Annotated in this window: 15 protein-coding genes and 1 pseudogene; 7 read left to right on the top strand and 9 right to left on the bottom strand. The window is 42.3% G+C overall.

Going from position 1 to position 18,922, the window contains the following annotated elements:
• Positions 1-34 precede the first annotated feature (34 nt).
• Positions 35-1,225, top strand: coding sequence for an AI-2E family transporter (locus CSQ79_RS17860; protein WP_099702513.1), 1,191 nt, complete (start codon positions 35-37; stop codon positions 1,223-1,225).
• 112 nt (positions 1,226-1,337) lie between these two features.
• On the opposite strand, the gene CSQ79_RS17865 is transcribed toward CSQ79_RS17860, so the two are convergent.
• A complete protein-coding gene (locus tag CSQ79_RS17865) occupies positions 1,338-2,867 on the bottom strand; it encodes a SagB/ThcOx family dehydrogenase (protein WP_099702514.1) in 1,530 nt (509 codons plus the stop codon).
• Positions 2,868-3,082: 215 nt separating this feature from the next.
• Positions 3,083-4,846: a pyruvate kinase gene (gene pyk, locus CSQ79_RS17870; RefSeq protein ID WP_099702515.1), complete on the bottom strand. Its 1,764-nt coding sequence runs from the start codon at positions 4,844-4,846 to the stop codon at positions 3,083-3,085.
• Positions 4,847-5,234: 388 nt separating this feature from the next.
• Between pyk and crtR the strand changes: the two genes are divergently transcribed.
• Together crtR and CSQ79_RS17880 are read left to right on the top strand one after the other, a co-directional pair.
• Entirely contained in the window at positions 5,235-6,149 is a 915-nt protein-coding gene (crtR, locus tag CSQ79_RS17875) for a beta-carotene hydroxylase (RefSeq protein WP_099702516.1), read from the top strand.
• Positions 6,150-6,356: 207 nt separating this feature from the next.
• Positions 6,357-7,556, top strand: coding sequence for an anion transporter (locus CSQ79_RS17880; protein WP_289501275.1), 1,200 nt, complete (start codon positions 6,357-6,359; stop codon positions 7,554-7,556).
• A gap of 84 nt (positions 7,557-7,640) precedes the next feature.
• Here CSQ79_RS17880 and aroH read toward each other — a convergent pair whose 3' ends face one another.
• Both aroH and sppA read right to left on the bottom strand, forming a co-directional pair.
• The gene (aroH, locus tag CSQ79_RS17885) at positions 7,641-8,072 is read right to left on the bottom strand and encodes a chorismate mutase (protein WP_099702518.1); all 432 of its coding nucleotides are present in this window, start codon (positions 8,070-8,072) and stop codon (positions 7,641-7,643) included.
• A 59-nt stretch (positions 8,073-8,131) separates the two neighbouring features.
• Positions 8,132-8,953 (bottom strand): signal peptide peptidase SppA, encoded by an 822-nt coding sequence (gene sppA / locus CSQ79_RS17890; RefSeq protein WP_099702519.1) that lies wholly within the window; start codon positions 8,951-8,953, stop codon positions 8,132-8,134.
• Between the two features lie 200 nt (positions 8,954-9,153).
• On the opposite strand from sppA, the gene CSQ79_RS17895 reads away from it, so the two are divergent.
• Together CSQ79_RS17895 and CSQ79_RS17900 are read left to right on the top strand one after the other, a co-directional pair.
• Entirely contained in the window at positions 9,154-10,167 is a 1,014-nt protein-coding gene (locus tag CSQ79_RS17895; RefSeq protein WP_099702520.1) for a DMT family transporter, read from the top strand.
• Between the two features lie 63 nt (positions 10,168-10,230).
• Positions 10,231-11,313, top strand: coding sequence for a glycosyltransferase family 4 protein (locus tag CSQ79_RS17900; protein ID WP_099702521.1), 1,083 nt, complete (start codon positions 10,231-10,233; stop codon positions 11,311-11,313).
• Positions 11,314-11,442: 129 nt separating this feature from the next.
• On the opposite strand, the gene CSQ79_RS17905 is transcribed toward CSQ79_RS17900, so the two are convergent.
• From CSQ79_RS17905 to CSQ79_RS17915, 3 genes and pseudogenes are all read right to left on the bottom strand, one after another.
• The gene (locus CSQ79_RS17905) at positions 11,443-13,980 is read right to left on the bottom strand and encodes a glycogen/starch/alpha-glucan phosphorylase (RefSeq protein ID WP_099702522.1); all 2,538 of its coding nucleotides are present in this window, start codon (positions 13,978-13,980) and stop codon (positions 11,443-11,445) included.
• A 423-nt stretch (positions 13,981-14,403) separates the two neighbouring features.
• A pseudogene (locus CSQ79_RS17910) lies at positions 14,404-14,751 on the bottom strand (phosphoketolase family protein); the annotation flags it as partial.
• A gap of 175 nt (positions 14,752-14,926) precedes the next feature.
• The gene (locus CSQ79_RS17915) at positions 14,927-15,688 is read right to left on the bottom strand and encodes a TSUP family transporter (RefSeq protein WP_099702524.1); all 762 of its coding nucleotides are present in this window, start codon (positions 15,686-15,688) and stop codon (positions 14,927-14,929) included.
• A 187-nt stretch (positions 15,689-15,875) separates the two neighbouring features.
• On the opposite strand from CSQ79_RS17915, the gene CSQ79_RS17920 reads away from it, so the two are divergent.
• Positions 15,876-16,874, top strand: a complete 999-nt coding sequence (locus tag CSQ79_RS17920; RefSeq protein ID WP_099702525.1) for a S66 peptidase family protein — start codon at positions 15,876-15,878, stop codon at positions 16,872-16,874.
• A gap of 39 nt (positions 16,875-16,913) precedes the next feature.
• Here the strand turns inward: CSQ79_RS17920 and CSQ79_RS17925 are convergent, their stop codons facing one another.
• A complete protein-coding gene (locus tag CSQ79_RS17925) occupies positions 16,914-17,213 on the bottom strand; it encodes a hypothetical protein (RefSeq protein ID WP_099702624.1) in 300 nt (99 codons plus the stop codon).
• A 228-nt stretch (positions 17,214-17,441) separates the two neighbouring features.
• On the opposite strand from CSQ79_RS17925, the gene hemE reads away from it, so the two are divergent.
• Positions 17,442-18,500, top strand: coding sequence for a uroporphyrinogen decarboxylase (gene hemE / locus CSQ79_RS17930; protein ID WP_099702526.1), 1,059 nt, complete (start codon positions 17,442-17,444; stop codon positions 18,498-18,500).
• Positions 18,501-18,541: 41 nt separating this feature from the next.
• On the opposite strand, the gene CSQ79_RS17935 is transcribed toward hemE, so the two are convergent.
• Entirely contained in the window at positions 18,542-18,907 is a 366-nt protein-coding gene (locus tag CSQ79_RS17935; RefSeq protein ID WP_099702527.1) for a four helix bundle protein, read from the bottom strand.
• Between the last annotated feature and the right edge of the window lie 15 nt (positions 18,908-18,922).

The following is an 18,922-nucleotide window of genomic DNA, read 5'->3' on the forward strand; positions in this document are numbered from 1 at the left end:
GGAAATTGAGTTTGTTCTATCTGGCAGTTGGTAAATGCAAACACGCAAACTCCTAAATTGGTGGCAGGTGATGACGCCTTCTGGGCGGATACTCGCGATCGCGCTGTTCGCTCCCCTGCTAGTCTTGAATGGTTTGGCGATTTCAACGATTTTTGATTACTTCCACTCGTTGATTGTGATTTTAGTTGGAGCATCGCTGTTAGCCTTTTTGTTGAATTATCCAGTCAGTTGGATGGAACGCCAAGGAGCAAAACGACAACAAGTTGCCATTTTGGTCTTTTTGCTGACGTTATCGATTTTGCTGGCTGTGGGGGTAACTTTAGTACCTCTAGTATTGATGCAAGCACAGCAACTCGTGGCGCGGTTGCCAGAGTTGATCGATTCTGGACGACATCAACTGATGTTGTTAAATGAGTGGGCAGAAAATCAAGGTTTACCATTGAATCTTGATGCTTTAGTTGTCCAAATCAACGATCGCGTCAAAGGACAGTTGCAAGCGATCGCAGTACAAGTGTTAAACCTCGCGGTTGTTACACTGACTAGCCTTTTGGATTTCTTACTCACGATGGTGCTAGCCTTTTACTTGTTGCAGCATGGCGACGATCTCTGGCAAAGTTTAGTTCAGTGGCTACCAACGAAACTTCGCAGTCCTTTTTCTCAAACTTTACGCCTCAGCTTCCAAAATTTCTTTATTGGACAGCTCATTTTTGGGTTGTGCATGGGTTCCTCGCTGACTGCAATCTTCTTATGGTTAAAAGTACCCTTTGGCTTGCTGTTTGGTATCACTATTGGCATCATGGCATTAGTTCCCTTTGGGGGAACTGTAGGTATTGCTGGTACTACCTTGCTTGTTGCATTGCAAGATTTTTGGCTAGGCTCTCGCGTACTGATTGCGGCTGTCATTGTGCAGCAAATTCTGGATAATTTAGTTGCACCGCGCATTTTAGGAAGCGTTACTGGTTTAAATCCCGTTTGGGTGCTAGTTTCCGTCTTAACCGGAGCAAGAATTGGTGGATTATTAGGCGTAATTGTTGCAGTACCAACTGCAGTTGTGATTAAAACGGCTTTAAGTGCAGTACGTTCCTCTGCCCAAGAAGCAGCACACGAAATTGCTGCCGGTCAAGATAGAGATCCTAGCCGCACTGATGCGTCGCAAACAACTGTAGAAGTTACCCAGAAAAAAGTTACGGAAGATATTCCCTCCAAAGGTTCTTATCAGGTTTAAAGTAATAGTTTTAACTCAACCTGAATGAGCAGATAATTAAGTGCCAGTTGTTTTCTGGTCATGACGCAACTGGCTATAGCAACAAATAATAAATTTACCTCAGGACAAATATTTATCTTGCTCTACCAATAGTAGTGATATAAATAACTGCTTCATCTGTAGGAATCCCTAATACTTCATTAACTTGGTCATCGAAAAAGCCAGCGATGCCACTAACACCCAAATTAAGATAAATTGCTGCTAAGTTGAGTCTGTGAGCTAAATGTCCGGCATCCATATGTAAATAACGATAAACGCGATCGCCATATCGAGCGATTGCTGACTTTAAATCTGCTGTATGAAATAACACGGCTGATGCATCTCTACCCAGTTCTTGACCTAGACAGAGATAGTGCAACTCGCGGCGAAAGTTTTTAAAGCGAATTTGCCGCAATTCTTGAGCAAGAGGTGCGTAGTAGTAACAGCCTTCCTCTAAGCCAGTTACTCCTGATACAGCAATAAAAGTTTCAATCAAATTCAAGTCAAAATAATCGGGAGCATCGTCTAAGCCTTGTTCGATGTAATGTTGTGGTTGGTAAGTAAAATCGAGTAATGCTTTGAGTTCATCTAAATTTAAATCTGCACCACTGTAAGCACGAGTGGAACGTCGCCGCAGCACAGTTCTCTCTAGTCCTTCTAGATTTAAGCCCCAATCGATTGGTGCTGTTGCCGTAGGAACTTTAAGACAGAAGGGAAAGTTGTACTTATCTTCTAGTGAGGTATTTGACGTTGTGGTCGGAACCTCGTGAATATCAGCACCAGGTTCAATTTGTGTTGCGCGGTGACAGAAACTTAAAAGTTCACCATCAGGGATATAGGGGTAATTTGTCTGAGTAGTAGAAGGTAAAACAGCAATTCCTATAGGAAAATTTTGTTGGACATCAAGCAAGTCAGCCAAGGCGACAATTGCGATCGCACCTTCAAGTTCTGCATCAAGGTAGAGTAATTGATTTACCGTTTCATCGGCAAAACCACCGATCAAATGTGCCCGATATTCATTTAAAGCACAGGCTAACTCAATATTGCCTAACAAGTGACCTGTATCAAGGAAAATACGACGATAGGCACGATCTTGATATCGCCATGCAGAACGATAAAAAACTGCTGTCGTCACAATTGCCAAGTCTGTCTTTGCTAGTGCTGAGTGTCCAAAACAGGCACTTTGCAAAGAGTGCCAAACATCATTTTCCCAAAAATGAACTAAAGAATGTGTTTGCGGTTGATAGTTATACAATCCTGCAGGAAGTAGCGGTGTGCCACGGGAAACTAAATAAACTTCTGCTGGATATAAACCACCTGCTGAAGGTGAAGCCCGAAGATAAATTGGATTCATCATACTAGGCACTTTCGCTGTTAGCCCATAGCTGCAAAATAATAGCCGCGATAACCGTCGCCACCATAAGGCAACAGGTTCATCCGAAAAAGCAAGATTTTCTTCTTGGATATATGGTTTTAAATCGTAGCTTGTGCCAATTTTGTATTCTTTAAACGGTACTGGTTGCTTACTCCAATCCAGTCCTTGACTTTTAGCAGCGATCGTCTCAGGGTGATATTTTGTGCGATCGTGGTAATGCTGAGCAATTGAATCGTGATGTTCCGGCATAGAAGTTTAACGTCAGTTCGACGGAAAATAGCAGTTGAAGCCGCAGCTACATAGGCAAAACCTGTCTTTACAGGTTCTCCGAAGCTTATTTTGGGATCAGTCCACGCACTATCTGGGCGTTGTTTGTTAAGCCGCGACTTTAGTCGCTAAGCTTTTTGATCTTGCCATTCTTCAGCCGGAAAGTGTGATTTTTATTTTGCTTTGTATCAATCGAGTTAAACAACTCCTGAATAAATCAACCCCCGATGGACATCTAACGTCAAAATTGCCCCGTCGCGAATCACTTCTGTAGCTTGTTTAACACCAACAATCACCGGTACGTTTAAGCATTGACCAATCACGGCAGCATGACAGGTTGAGCTTTCTTCCTCAATAATGATCGCTGCTGCTTTGCGAATTGCTTCGACATAATCAGCATTAGTATTGGATGCAACTAGAATCTCTCCATGATTAAACTTGCCAACATCCATGGGATCGTAAGCTACTCTTGCTCGTCCGCTGACAGAACCTTGTCCAATTCCATAACCGCGACCAAGAATTGCTTTAACCACCTCAACTTTGATGAGATCTGTAGAACCCGAAACACCTTGCAGAGTACCAGCCGTCATGACAACTAGATCGCCCTGTTTGAGTAACTGTTTTTCTTGAGCGACATTCAATGCAGCTTGAAATGTCTGAGTTGTGGAAGCTAAATCTAGCAATAACAAGGGTTTGACGCCCCATACAAGTTGTAATTGTCGAGCGATATCAACGTGCGGGGTAATCGCCAATATTGGTATTGTTGGACGAAACTTAGAAACGTTACGCGCTGTTGAACCTGTTTTTGTCAGCGTCATAATTGCTGCTGCTGCTAATTGTTCTGCAATCTGACCGACAGCTTGGCTAATTGCATTCGGAATTGAATGGTAGGTATCTCTAACTGTGTGAGGATTGGCTGCTAGAGCTTGTTCTTGCTCAATTCGCACTGCAATTCGTGCCATTGTGGCTACGGCTTCCACTGGATACTTACCTACTGCAGTTTCATTAGAAAGCATGACGGCATCTGTTCCGTCCAAAATAGCATTGGCGACATCAGAAACTTCTGCACGAGTGGGACGCGGACTGTGTACCATGCTGTCTAACATCTGCGTCGCTGTAATGATTGGAATACCTAAGCGGTTTGCGGTTGTAATTAAGCGCTTCTGTAAGATCGGAACATCTTCCGCTGGAAGTTCTACACCAAGATCTCCTCTTGCTACCATTACACCATCACACAAAGCAAGAATTGCTTCCATTTGTTCAATTGCTTCGTGTTTCTCAATTTTGGCAATAACTGGTACTTGCTTTCCCGCACTAGAAATCAAATCTTTGATTTCCAAGACATCTTGGGGGTTGCGCACAAAGGAGAGTGCTACCCAGTCTACTCCTTGATCGAGACCGAAAATTAAGTCCTCACGGTCTTTTTCCGTTAGTGCTTTGATTGATAAATAAACTCCTGGAAAATTGACTCCTTTATTGTTGGAAAGCACCCCACCTACAACAACCTGACAATGTAACTCTTGGGCAGCCCGATCGACTTCTTTGACGACCATCTCAACTCGACCATCGTCAAGTAGAATTGTTGCTCCTACAGGAACTTCTTGTGCCAAATTATCGTAAGTCACGCAGCTAAGATGCTGAGTCCCAACTACTGGTTTGCTAGTCAGCGTGAAAACATCACCTTTACATACAACAACAGAGCCAGTTTCAAACCTTCCTAAACGAATTTTTGGTCCTTGTAGATCTTGAAGAATGGCTACCGGTTGATCGAGTTCAAAAGCGATTTGGCGTATTAGACGAACGCTACGTTGGTGATCGGCATGACTCCCATGAGAAAAATTAAGTCGCAGTGTTGTTGCGCCTGCTTCAATCAAGGCACGTAGCACTTCGGGTTGGCTAGTGGCTGGACCAATGGTGGCGACAATTTTCGTCCGACGTGGGAAGGAACCTGGTAGTTGCATTGAGCCTATTCCTGATTAGTTAGAAGAGCGCTTTCCGTTATGAGCTGAGAAATTAATTTAACGCTAAAAAGTACTTTGGAATGACACAGTTAATTTAGATAATCAAATCTTATCTTGCCCCTGTTACTGCTGTAAAAGCTGCAACTAGATTTTCAGCAATTTTGCTGAGTGGACAACCAAGATGCCTATCCTGCAATCTCTACAATGTTTAAGTCAATCTCGTTGAGCATTATCCTAATGCTTGTTGCCCGCGATCGCCTAGCAGCTTTAATAATTAGCTTTTTTCATTCCAAACTCTAAAATTCTATGACTTCTGCTATACAAAACTTTAATATTGAGATAGCCGTATCATACAATACTCAATCCCTTCTGCAAAAGGAGTTAACAGATGCTCATGTCAGAGGCAAAAAAGCCAATGACAGTCCCCAAGGAGTTTTTAATTGCCCCAGGGGGTCTAAATATTACAGTAACAATGTTTCTAGCCGCAGTCGTCATGCTGGTGCTGTCTAACTTGGGCTACTGGCTGTGGGAATGGCCGCACTGGTGCTGCTTTACAACGAATGTGCTGGCTTTACATATTGCCGGTACAGTAATTCACGATGCCTGTCATCAATCTGCCCATCGCAATCGCATAATTAACGCGATTTTAGGGCATGGTAGTGCGTTGATGTTAGCGTTTTCCTTTCCTGTTTTTACGCGGGTGCATTTGCAGCATCACGCCCATGTCAACGATCCCGACAACGATCCTGATTATGTTGTTTCTACCGCAGGTCCACTATGGTTGATTAATGCTCGATTTTTTTATCACGAGGTATTTTTCTTCAAACGGCAACTGTGGCGCAATTATGAATTATTAGAATGGTTTATTGGTCGTTTAATTGTTGTCGCCATTTTTTGGGTTTCGATTCAGTACCATTTCTTAGGTTATGTACTGAATTTTTGGTTTATTCCTTCCGCGATTGTGGGACTTGCTTTAGGATTATTCTTTGATTATTTTCCCCACCGTCCTCATCAAGCACGCGATCGCTGGAAAAATGCCCGTGTTTATCCTAGTCGCATCTTGAATTTACTCATCATGGGGCAAAATTATCACTTAATTCACCATCTATGGCCTTCAATTCCTTGGTATAACTATCAACCCGCTTACTACGCTACTAAACCTCTACTTGATGAGAAGGGTTCTCCGCAAACTTTAGGAATTCTACAAGGAAAAAAGGATTTCTGGAACTTTATTTATGACGTGTTTGTGGGTATTCGCTTGCACCATCATAAAACTGAGCCACCAGAGGTAATTAGTAAGTAGACATTCTTGTTGGGTAATAGGTAATAGGTAATGGGGAACGCGAAAAGCTTTTAGTACTTGGCAACTAGCATTTAGCCACACAAACGCTAACAACTAAGCGAAGAGGGCTAATTGCTACCAATTACCAATCACCAGTTACCAATTACCTGCCTTTGAGTTACGTTAGTTTTCACTCACTACCAGCTGCATAGCTACTTTTAATCTGTGGTGGATTTTTGGCAATACGCCAGCATCGGTGCGATCGCCTTAACCTACTTAGGCTTAGGCTTAGGGTATTTTCCTGGATTACGCATGAATCGGGCGACGATTGCGCTTGTCGGTTCTGCTATTTTGATTGCCCTAGGGGTATTGAGTCTTTCAGAAGCATGGCAGGCGATTGACCCGAAAACGATTATTTTCCTGCTAAGTATGATGGTGGTTAACGCTAATCTTGCTTATGCTGGTTTCTTTCAAGTCGCGCTGGCGTTTCTCTTACATCTGACGCGCAGTCCCTTTGGTTTATTGATTGTACTGACGTTTGGTAGCGGATTTCTGTCGGCTTTTCTCCTCAACGATACGTTAGCCCTGGTGTTTACACCATTAACACTTTCACTAACACAAACTTTAAAACTCAATCCAATTCCCTATCTTTTAGCTTTAGCAGCTGCAACAAATATTGGTTCTGTTGCCACCATTAGCGGTAATCCCCAAAATATTTTAATCGGTTCATTTTCTGGAATCGCCTATGTCGAATTTGCCCGCGTTCTTGCACCTGTAGCGGTGGTAGGGTTATGTTTACAAATCGCGTTGTTATGGTTGTATTACCCTGAAGTACGCTCGCTGCAAGCAGTTTCTGAAGAAGCAACGCCAGTTAGTTACCGCATCTATCGACCGTTGTTTATTAAAAGCGTTGTTGTTACCTTAGTCCTACTAACCAGTTTTGTCTTAGGTGTTCCCCTTGCTGAGGCTGCATTGGTTGCTGCTGCTTTATTGTTGATTACGCGCCGGTTAAAACCTGAACGTATTCTCAGCGAAATTGACTGGAATTTACTTGTGATGTTTTCCGGTTTATTTATTTTGACACGGGGTACGCAAAAACTTAATTTGTTAGCTCCGTTTACCGCTTGGGTAGGCGATCCCGCAGGACTAATTGGAGTTACCGCAATTTTATCTAATCTAATTTCTAATGTCCCTGCCGTACTTTTGATTGAACCATTAATTTCTCAACAAGACACGCGATCGTGGTTGATGCTAGCAGCAGGTGCAACTTTAGCTGGAAATTTATCGTTATTTGGTGCTGTCGCTAATTTGATTACAGCAGAAGCAGCCGCAAGATTAGGTTATAAACTCACCTTTTGGGAACATTTACGTTTTGGCTTACCCCTAACTGCTTTAACGCTATCTATCGTTTACTTCTGGGTACATTAAATATTTGGTATTTTGCCATAGGCAAGATGTCCGCGCTACGATAAATTAAACATTCAAAATTCCCTCACCTCTCAACGCCACTTGCTACAACGGGGGACACCCCCGCAACGCAGTGGCTCCCCCTCGCCCCTCGCCCCTCTTCTGCGGTAAGTTCCAGTCAGGACGTAGAGTTTTAGCACCACGAAGATAAGTGTGATAAATCTGGGTACGCGAAACAGGGAGATTAACGTGAAGTAACAAACGGATGCATCGTTGTAAACTGCGCTCGACATGCATTTGCTGTACATCTAGCATGGGAACATTATCCCAACACGGACGTTCGCGGGCGATCGCTGCGGGAAAGACAACATCGAGATCTCGTGTCACTGAGAACGTGGCACTAATAATTGCAGTAGGTTCGAGTTGATTTCGTGCCTCAATTTCTGCTAGTAGTTCTAATACGGCTTCTCGGATTGCTTCGTAAGAATTTTCTGAAACCGTTGTTGCACCGCGAATTGCTCGAACTTGCCACTCCACGCTTTATCTCCTTTTACACTAGCTTGTCGCTGCTGTAGCGCGATCGTCATTGCCCAATATTATGGTCTATACAACCATAAAGGTAGACCATTAGTAGAAAGATCAAATTCTACCCAATCGATTCCAGACGATAAGCAGGACGAAATCTGACTATCTCCTGAAATTAGCCGCGCGAGCAATGGTTTGCGTTCTTCCAAGGTGTAACACAAAGTTTTCTCTGGATCTAGCCCTACAAGTTCTGCTGCCCAACGACGGGCGTCTTCCTCAGTACCAAGACGGTCTACCACGCCTAATTCTAATGCCTGCTGTCCCGTAAAGATCCGACCATCAGCAAAACTTTTCACTGTCTCTACTGGCAAATTTCGCCCTTCGGCAACGGTTTGCACGAATTGGATGTAACTTGTATCGATTAATTCTTGTAAGATGTTTTCTTCCGGTTGAGTTAATTCGCGGTCAAACGCCAAAATGTCTTTATAAGGACCTGACTTAACAACTTTAAAAGATACACCAACTTTTTGTAGTAGACGTTCGAGGTTATTACCTCGAAGAATGACGCCAATACTTCCGGTAATTGTGCCAGGGTTTGCCATGATATGTTGCGCACCCATGCCAATGTAAACACCACCAGAAGCTGAAATATTGCCAAAGCTGGCAACTATCTTCACTTTGTCGCGCAGTCGCTTTAAGGCACTATAAATTTCTTGGGAATCTCCAACTGTTCCCCCAGGGCTATCGATGCGTAGAAGTAAAGCAGGAAAACGTTTCTCTTCTACTGTTTTGAGGGCGTCGAGGACTCGCTTACGAGTTGCACTTGCGATCGCACCTGTAATTTCAATTCGCGCGATTTGTTTCCGAAACGACGGCTTAAAAGGCCACACCATGAGCAGTCTAAACTGATTTGAGTAAATTAAAGAAGGTGGTAATGGGTAATTGGTAATTGGAAATGTCCATTACCTATTAATGCATACCGAGAAATCTACACTCATCTTAATTTTTTTTACCCGTGTCTGGGGTGTCTTCATGAAAATACATAATTGATTACAATCAGAAGTATTGTTTTATTCCAGCGGTTAGCAATTGCATGCACAAACTAACTGAATCTCGACTTCCCTTCGCGTCGCTTTTATTAATTGCGCCATTTTTCTTGTGGGGAACTGCAATGGTGGCAATGAAAGGAGTTATACCGCATACGACACCGCTGTTTATGGCAGGGGTGCGTTTAGTTCCGGCAGGAGTTTTAGTTTTGGCAGCTGGTGTAATCTTGCGTAAGCCGCAGCCTCACAGTTGGCAAGCGTGGTTGTGGATTAGCATTTTTGCCCTGATAGATGGCACGCTGTTTCAAGGTTTCCTGGCTGAAGGATTAGTGCGAACTGGTGCGGGTTTGGGTTCAGTGATGATTGATTCGCAGCCTATTGCAGTGGCTTTGCTATCTTGTTGGCTATTTGGTGAAAGAATTGGGTTGTGGGGCTGGCTAGGGTTGTGTATTGGTATTGTGGGAATCAGTTTGATTGGTTTGCCAGATGAATGGTTTTTGGGGACAGCAAGTCATGTTGATTTCACTTTCACTGCTTTATTTGAAAGTGGTGAGTGGTTGATGCTACTAGCTGCGCTTTCAATGGCAGTGGGAACGGTGATTATCCGCTATGTTTGTCGCTATGCTGATCCCGTTGTTGCAACGGGATGGCATATGATTTTGGGAGGATTGCCGTTATTTGCGTTGAGTGCGAGTGTAGAGTCGCAGCAGTGGGTAAATATTGATTTATCTGGCTGGATGGCACTAACATACTCCACAATCTTTGGTAGTGCGATCGCTTATGGTTTATTCTTTTACTTCGCCTCTAGCGGAAATCTCACCAGCTTGAGTTCATTAACTTTTCTGACTCCCGTTTTTGCTTTATTGTTTGGCAATCTCTTACTTGCTGAAGTCCTTAGTCCTCTACAATGGGCAGGTGTTAGCTTAACTTTGATTAGCATTTACCTGATTAATCAGCGGGAAGCGTTGGGAATTGGTGGTAAAATTTCTGCTGTGAAAGAGTTAGAAACTAGTAGAATACCTGTTTCTTTATCAATTCAAGACTCTGAATCTGATCTCTGACATTAATTTGATATTGGGTAATGGGTAATAGGTAATTGTTGATAATATTCTTGTCAATGACCAATGACCAGTTACCAATTTAAATTGCTAAAACTATTATTTGTTTCTACTTCGGTGGGACCACTAGGTACTGGACTTGGTGGCGGAGTGGAATTAAGTTTATACAATATTGCCCAGGAAATGCGGCGGCGCGGACATAAGGTGCAAATTGTTGCGCCGAATGGTTCGTATTTTGAATCATTACCTGATATTGTGCAGATTCCTGGCGAGTTACAAATTATTGCCCAAAGTCAGGAACGCAACGCTTCGATTGTGATGCCTGGTGACTCGGTTTTGGCGAATATGTGGGAGTATGCACGGCAAGTACAAGCTGAGTATGACTTAATTGTAAATTTTGCTTACGATTGGTTGCCTTTTTATCTCACACCATTTTTTAAACGCCCGATTGCTCATTTCGTCAGTATGGGATCGCTTTCTGAGGCAATGGATCGCATTGTCAAACAGACAGCAGATCATTTTCTAGGAACGATTGGTTTTTACACCGCATCGCAAGCAAGAACGTTTGCACTTGATTATGAATGTCCGTGCTTAGGAAGTGGTATTGATTTATCACTATATAAATTTTGCGCTCAACCACAAAATTGTCTAGCATGGTTAGGCAGAATTGCTTCAGAAAAAGGGTTAGAAGATGCTGTCGCTGCGGCAAAAATTACGCAAATTCCCTTAAAGATTATGGGAAAAATGCAGGATGAAACCTACTGGAAACAAATTTGTGCAGCTTATCCTGGTGCGCCGATTGAATATTTAGGCTTTCTCTCAACGTCAGAAATGCAGCAGCAGGTTCGTCAATGCCAGGCGTTATTGATGACTCCACGTTGGGTAGAAGCCTTTGGCAATGTTGCGATTGAAGCGCTAGCGTGTGGCGTACCTGTCATATCTTACCGTCGTGGTGGTCCAGCAGAAATTGTGCAAGATGGGAAAACAGGGTTTTTGATAGAACCCGATAGTGTCACGGGGTTAGTAAATGCGATCGCCCGTCTTGATGAAATTGACCGTGACACTTGTCGTCAACAAGCTGAGACAGAATTTTCACTAGAAGCATTAGGCGATCGCTTTGAAAAGTGGTTTAGAGATATCTTGAACTAGGAGTGAGGAGTGAGGGGCGAGGGCGAGTGATTAGTTTTGAATTTTGAGTTGTTCGCGCAGCGTGCCGGAGGCAGAGAAGACTTAACTCAACACTCAACACTTACCATTCATAACTCCCCTGACCTCTCTTTAAATACTAATCGGTTGCATATTCTCCTTAGCTTGAATACATTCTCCTAATTCAATAGGTACAGGTTTGATATTCCAGATATCTTGACAGTAGTCGCGGATCGAACGATCGGAGGAAAACTTGCCCATCCGCGCAGCGTTTAAAATTGACATCCGCGTCCACCGATCGCGATCGCGGTACACTTGACTGACACGATCCTGGCAATCAATATAGGCTTGATAGTCAGCAAACAATAAGTATTCGTCGCGATACAAGAGTGAATCTAACAAGGGTTTGAACAGCTTAGTATCACCATGCGAAAAATGACCTGATGCAATGCGATCAATCACAGCTTTGAGTTCGCGATTGCTATGGTAGTAATCTAGCGGACGGTAGCCTCTGGCTTTGAGTGCGTAAACTTCAGGTGCGGTGAGTCCAAAGATGAAGAAGTTGTCTTCTCCGACTTCTTCGCGGATTTCTACATTTGCTCCATCAAGTGTACCAATTGTCAAGGCTCCATTCAAGGCAAATTTCATGTTACCTGTACCAGAAGCCTCTTTACCCGCCATCGAAATTTGTTCGGATAAATCCGCAGCCGGATAAACGCGCTGGGCAAATTTAACGCTGTAATCTTTCAAGAAGACAACTTTGAGGCGATCGCGTACATCAGGATCGTTATTGACAACATCGCCAATTGAGTTGAGTAACTTAATAATCAACTTTGCCATGTAGTAGCCAGGGGCGGCTTTACCACCAAAGATAAACGTACGTGGCGTAATGTCGATATCAGGATTTGCTTTGATCCGGTTATACAGCGTGATGATATGCAGTGCGTTGAGATGCTGGCGCTTGTATTCGTGGAAGCGTTTTGCTTGGATATCAAAGATCGAGTCAGGATTGACAGTAATGCCATTTTGTTGTGCTATGTATGCCACTAAGTCGTGCTTAATAGCAGACTTGATCGATCTCCACTGACTACAAAACTCAGGATCGTCTACAAACGCTTCTAATTTCTTGAGATCTTCTAAGTGCTTAATCCAGTTATCACCAATTTTGCTAGAAATTAAGTTGGTCAGTCGTGGATTACTCAATACTATAAACCGTCGGGGAGTAACGCCGTTGGTTTTGTTATTGAACTTCTCAGGGTACATTTGATAGAAGTCGCGTAACACATCCTGTTGCAACAGTTTGGTGTGTAAAGCCGCAACACCATTAATTGAATGGCTACCAACACAAGCTAGATGTGCCATGCGCACGTATTTTTCTCCTGATTCGTCGATCAACGACATCCGGCGCAAGCGATCGCTATCTCCAGGGAACTTGGCTTTGACTTCCTCTAAAAAGTGATAGTTGATTTCATAGATAATTTCTAAGTGCCGAGGTAGTAATTCTCTAAACAAGCTGATGGGCCAGCGTTCGAGTGCTTCTGGTAATAATGTATGGTTGGTATAGGCAAGCGATTTTTGGGTGATCTGCCATGCTTGATCCCAGCCCATATCATGTTCATCGATGAGGAGTCGCATCAACTCAGCAACAGCGATCGCTGGGTGAGTATCGTTAAGTTGCACAACAAACTTTTCGTGGAACTTTTCTAACGGGACATTTTGGCGAAAGACAATGCGAATCATATCTTGCAGCGAACAAGATACAAAGAAAATTTGCTGTGCGAGTCGCAGGCGTTTACCCTGTGAAGAGTCATCGTTGGGATAAAGTACCTTTGAGAGGTTTTCCGAAACCATTTTCTCTTGTACTGCACCCAAGTAGTCGCCAGAGTTAAAAGCACCAAAGTCAAACGATTCTGGGGCTTCGGCTGTCCAGAGACGCAAAGTATTTGCAGTATTTGTTTTATAACCAAGAATTGGCGTATCGTGCGGAACACCCTTAACAACTTGATAAGGAATCCATCGGACTCGATAGCGTCCATGTTCATCGGTGTATGCTTCAGTATGTCCGCCTAGTTTGACATAAACTTCCCACTCAGGACGCGCAATTTCCCAGGGATTACCGCAGTGTAGCCATTTGTCAGTAATTTCAACTTGCCAGCCATCGCGAATATCTTGGTCAAAAATACCAAATTCGTAGCGAATCCCGTATCCTAACGAAGGAATCTCTAGAGTTGCCATCGAATCGAGATAGCAAGCTGCTAAGCGTCCCAAGCCACCGTTACCAAGTCCTGGTTCTTCTTCTTGTTCGAGTAAATCTTCTAAGTCTAGTCCTAATTCACTAACAGCTTGCTTTACTTGGTCATAGATTCCCAAATTGACTAGGTTATTACCAAGATGTGGTCCCATCAGAAACTCAGCCGAAAGATATGATACTGTCCGCGAAGCTCTTTCGGTATAAATTACCGCAGTATTAATCCAACGTTGTAGTAAGCGATCGCGTACTGTATACGCTAACGCCATATAATAATCGTTTTTTGTCGCAATTTTAGGAAACTTGCCTTGAACGTAGAATAAATTATCTAGAAAGGCTCGCTTTAGGCATTCAACACTTAATCCTGTCCGGTCGTCTTCTATCTGTAGGTTATCTACCTGATGATTCGGCACAGTTTGCATTATTTGTTCCTTTTTTCCTTAAATTTCAAGCATAGATGTAGTGTCTTCTTGCCTTGCTACCATTCTTCTGAGGTAATTATTGCTGTATTTGTTACCATCACAAGCATAAGCAGGGTTGAGAAGTTGGGAATTGAGAAGTCAGACATTCATTGTGTTTCAGACACTTGAGGACATACAGCCACTTGTCCGAACGATCAGGAATTCATATTCTATCTGTGTTTATGCTTACATCCTTTTTATGATTCAAAACGCGCACAAGGGTTGTTATAGCGTTAAATCCATTTACAAATCAACATGAAACATCAACTATAGTACTCACGCTTTGTTTGCGAAAAAATATAGTTCATTACAGAAAAATAAAAATAACAAACAAAACCTTAGCCCACTTAGTAGGCTGAGGTATCATTACATACTTTCTACTCTCTAGTAATGCCAAGTCCAATCGCATACTTCCGGCAGATCGTCGCCGTACTTGTTGATATATTGCTTATGTTCGATCAGTTTATTGCGAATCATTTGTTTAACGTGCGCACCAACGTTCTGTAGCCCAGGAACGCGGTCAATGACGTCTCCTACAAGATAAAAGCCATCTAAATCATTCATTACTAACATATCAAAAGGTGTTGTTCCTTCTTCTTGGTATCCCCGTACATGGAGATTTTTATGATTGGTACGGCGGTAAGTCAAACGATGAATTAGCCAAGGATAGCTGTGGAAAGCAAAGATAATCGGCTTATCTGTGGTAAAAATTGAGTCAAAATCTTTATCTGATCAACTATTAGGTTCTTTCTAAGTACGTATTTACAACTAATCCAATAACTTTAAAAACTTGAAGTAAATAACTTGATTTTTTTTAATGAAACACAAAGAACGCAAAAAAAGAGATGGAGAGGATTTTTTATAAATTCTAGATTCATCATTTATCTATGAGATAAGTGTAATAGCTTTAACCAAAAAATATGTCATGAGTAAGCTTTATGATTAAAACACAAACTATTATTAAAAATAAATTGCGAATAAAAGCATTTCCTTTAAGAATGGCTAATTTAGTTCCAATTATAGCTCCGACAATATTACACGCAGCCATTGGTAAAGCAAAGGAGTAAATAACATTATGAGTAGGGATGAAATACACTAAAGCAGCTAGATTAGTGCAAAAATTTACGACTTTAGCAGAGGCAGAAGCTCTTAAGAAATCAAAGCCAATCATTCCAACAAAGGCAAATATTAAAAAACTGCCAGTTCCAGGCCCTAGAAAGCCATCATAAAAACCGATTACACATCCAATAATTAGAGCAAGAATAATTTGTCTTGCACGCGCTGTATAAAACAAGTATTGCGAGCCAAGATCTTTCTTAAGAAAAGTGTAGATAGCAACAATAGTCAATAATCCAAGAATTAAAGGACGTAAAATATCAGGGTTAATAATACTAACAGTGCTAGCGCCAACAAAAGAGAAAATAAAAGCAGCGATCGCCGCCATAATCACAATTAAAAAATGTAATTTTAGATACAGAGAAAAGCGAATTGCCGCTACAGATGTTCCAGCAATTGAAGCAAGTTTATTTGTTCCTAATAATAATGGTAAATTTGTATTAGGTAAAACAATTAAAAGTGCCGGAAGCTGAATTAAACCTCCTCCACCAACAATTGAGTCAATTAAACCAGCAAAAAAAGAAAATAAACAAAGAATTACTAATTCTGACATCATAAAACAAATTGATAGAAATACGCGCTCGCATATAAGATATGAAATAAAATAAGGTAAAACTTAAAGTTTTTGTTGAATTTTTAGAACAAATACTGATAAGCAAAGAATAACTATTATATCGTTTGATTGATTACTAAATACTGATTAATCAAAGATTTTGTCAAACTTACTCAATATCTTGAATATGAAAAATTGCCAACTCCCACCATTATTAAAACCAGGAGACTTGCTACGAGTCATTGCACCTAGTGGGGCATTAAGAGAATTAGAAGCATTTCATCAAGGAGTAGAAATTTGGCGAAAGCGTGGCTATCGTATAGAAATCAGTGCTGACATTGATAACCGCTGGGGTTACTTAGCAGGTAAAGATGGCGATCGCCGTATTCAGTTACTCAACGCCTGGAAAGATCCTGCATGTCGGGGTATCCTCTGTGCTAGAGGTGGTTACGGTAGTGCCAGAATTTTGGAAGATTGGACGTGGCAAGTATACGAGTTAGCAAAAAATCAAAAGAAACCCTCATCCCTCACCCCTCATCCCAGACTTCGTCCCGCTGGGCTTCGCCTCGCTTCGCTAACGCTAACACCCCTCACTAAATGGTTAATTGGGTTTTCAGACATTACTGCATTACTGTGGAGTCTTAGTACAGTTGGGATTTCTGGCGTTCATGCGCCTGTACTCACTACCCTAGCTAAAGAACCCGATTGGTCAGTTCAGCGTTTGTTTGATTTAGTTGAAAGTCACACAATAACTTCGCTTACAGGAACAGGCTGGGGAGGTGGTAGTGCGAGTGGTATTTTGTTACCAGCAAATCTTACTGTTGCTACACATTTACTGGGGACACCAATACAACCAAATTTAGATAGTGTCATTCTTGCGATAGAAGATGTTACAGAAGCGCCTTACCGCATCGATCGACTACTCACACAATGGCGCTTAAGCGGTGCGTTTAACAAAGTACGCGGTATTGCATTAGGACGTTTCAGCCGCTGCGAACCACCACCAAATATTCCTAGCTTAACCATCGAAGAAGTATTGCGCGATCGTCTTGGCGATCTTAATATCCCAATTGTTTCCGATCTTCCTTTTGGTCACGATGGTACTAACGCCGCCTTACCTGTAGGAATCCCAGTCCAGCTGAATGCAGACAAAGGGATCTTAAGCTTTGAGCCATCAATAACTTAACTCTAAGCCCCCGATCTGCTTGTTTTGCGTCTAAACACGTTAAGCGTTAATGTGTGCAAACTTTTTGAGTAGTTCCTGCGTAATGTATTCCCACTCCTGGCTCAAAGATGCTGTAAACTCTCGTTGCCTGCTATGACGATACCAATAACGTGCATTACTTAAATCTCCCTCTTGACGATGTAAGTAGGCATGAACCCAAGCACTATCAATATCATCTGCCTCTTGGACAATTTCATGCGCTTTATGCCAATCACCTTTTTTGGCATACCACAATGCTTGTAACGCTGGGAAAAGCGACGTAGGGCATTTTTCTTGCTGTGCAAATTCGTTTAACTGCATAAACAACACCCCAAAAATCTCCTTCTCTACATTCATAGTGCCAAGACTACTTAATACTTTTTCTCTGCAAAGCGGAGGGTTTTGTCTAAATCAGGTAACAACAACATGTATTAGCATTCAGTTTCGCACCATTGCACTGTTAATTTAACTAATTAGTCAAAGATTGAGTTAAGTTACCACTGATACAATGAACAATGGATAAAAAACATTGTTTAGGTGAAAAGATAAATGACCGTTGCTACCCAAGTTCCTTATCTACTAAGAGCAGCATATGGTGAAACGCTCTTACGTCCACCAGTGTGGATGATGCGGCAAGCAGGTCGCTATATGAAAGCTTATCGGGAACTACGGGAGAAATATCCTTCATTTCGCGAACGTTCTGAAATCCCTGAAGTTGCTATTGAAGTTTCCTTGCAACCCTGGAGGGCGTTTCAACCCGATGGAGTGATTTTATTTTCCGATATTGTGACACCCTTACCAGGCTTGGGTGTAGACATGGATATCGCTGAGGGGAAAGGTCCAATTATTGCCTCGCCAATTCGTTCTTCTGCACAAGTCGATCAGTTACGTCCTCTCGAACCTGAAGAATCATTACCATTTATTAAAACAATTTTACAAGCGTTACGCCAAGAAGTTGGTAATAAAGCTGCGGTTTTAGGTTTTGTAGGTGCGCCGTGGACACTCGCTGCATACATGGTAGAAGGTAAAGGTTCTAAAACTTACTCCAAAATTAAAGGAATGGCGTTTGCCGATCCAACAGTGTTGCATCAACTGTTGACTAAATTAGCTGATGCGATCGCAACTTACGTCCGCTATCAAATCGATTGTGGGGCGCAAGTTGTCCAAATGTTTGATTCGTGGGCGGGTGAACTGAGTCCCCAAGACTACGAAACATTCGCTTTACCCTATCAACAGCGCGTCTTCCAACAAGTCAAGCAAACACATCCTGACACGCCCTTAATTTTATTAGTCAGCGGAAGTGCAGGCTTACTAGAGCGCATGGCAAGATCAGGCGCGGATATGATCTCTGTAGATTGGACTGTCGATATGGCAGATGCTAGGGCACGGCTTGGTAACATGAAAGTGCAGGGCAATCTTGACCCTGGTGTTTTATTCGGTTCTAAAGAATTCATTCGCGATCGCATTTACGATACTGTACGCAAAGCCGGAAACCGAGGACATATTCTTAATCTCGGTCACGGTGTCTTACCCGAAACACCCGAAGAAAACGTCGCGTTCTTTTTTGAGACTGCTAAAAATCTCAATTTGAGGAGTGAGGAGCGTTAGCGCAGCGGGACGAAGTTCGGAGCGAGGAGCGAGGAAAAGAGTTAAAGTTTGGCTTTGAGAGCTTTTTGTAAGCCTCTAATCATGCGACTAATTTCATCAGTTTTTGAAAGGACAGTTTGCAAATCTTGTATATCTAGATAAGATAATCTTTCTGCTAGGATTAACTGTGTCTCTAATTCAGCTAGTGACCCCAAAGCTACTGAAAGAAATTGCAGATATTCTTTTGTCGAATCTCTTGTATGTCCTTCAGCTATATTTGATGGAACCGACACAGCAGCACGTTGGATTTGGCTGGATAATCCATAAGTCTCTTGCTTGGGAAATTGGTAGGTTAAATGGTAAACCTTTTCAGCCAAATTCATACTAAATTGCCAAACTTTAAGGTCTTGATAGCTATTAATACTCATTTGTAATTTAAATAT

Source organism: Gloeocapsopsis sp. IPPAS B-1203 (genome assembly GCF_002749975.1).
Taxonomy (GTDB): Bacteria; Cyanobacteriota; Cyanobacteriia; order Cyanobacteriales; family Chroococcidiopsidaceae; genus Gloeocapsopsis.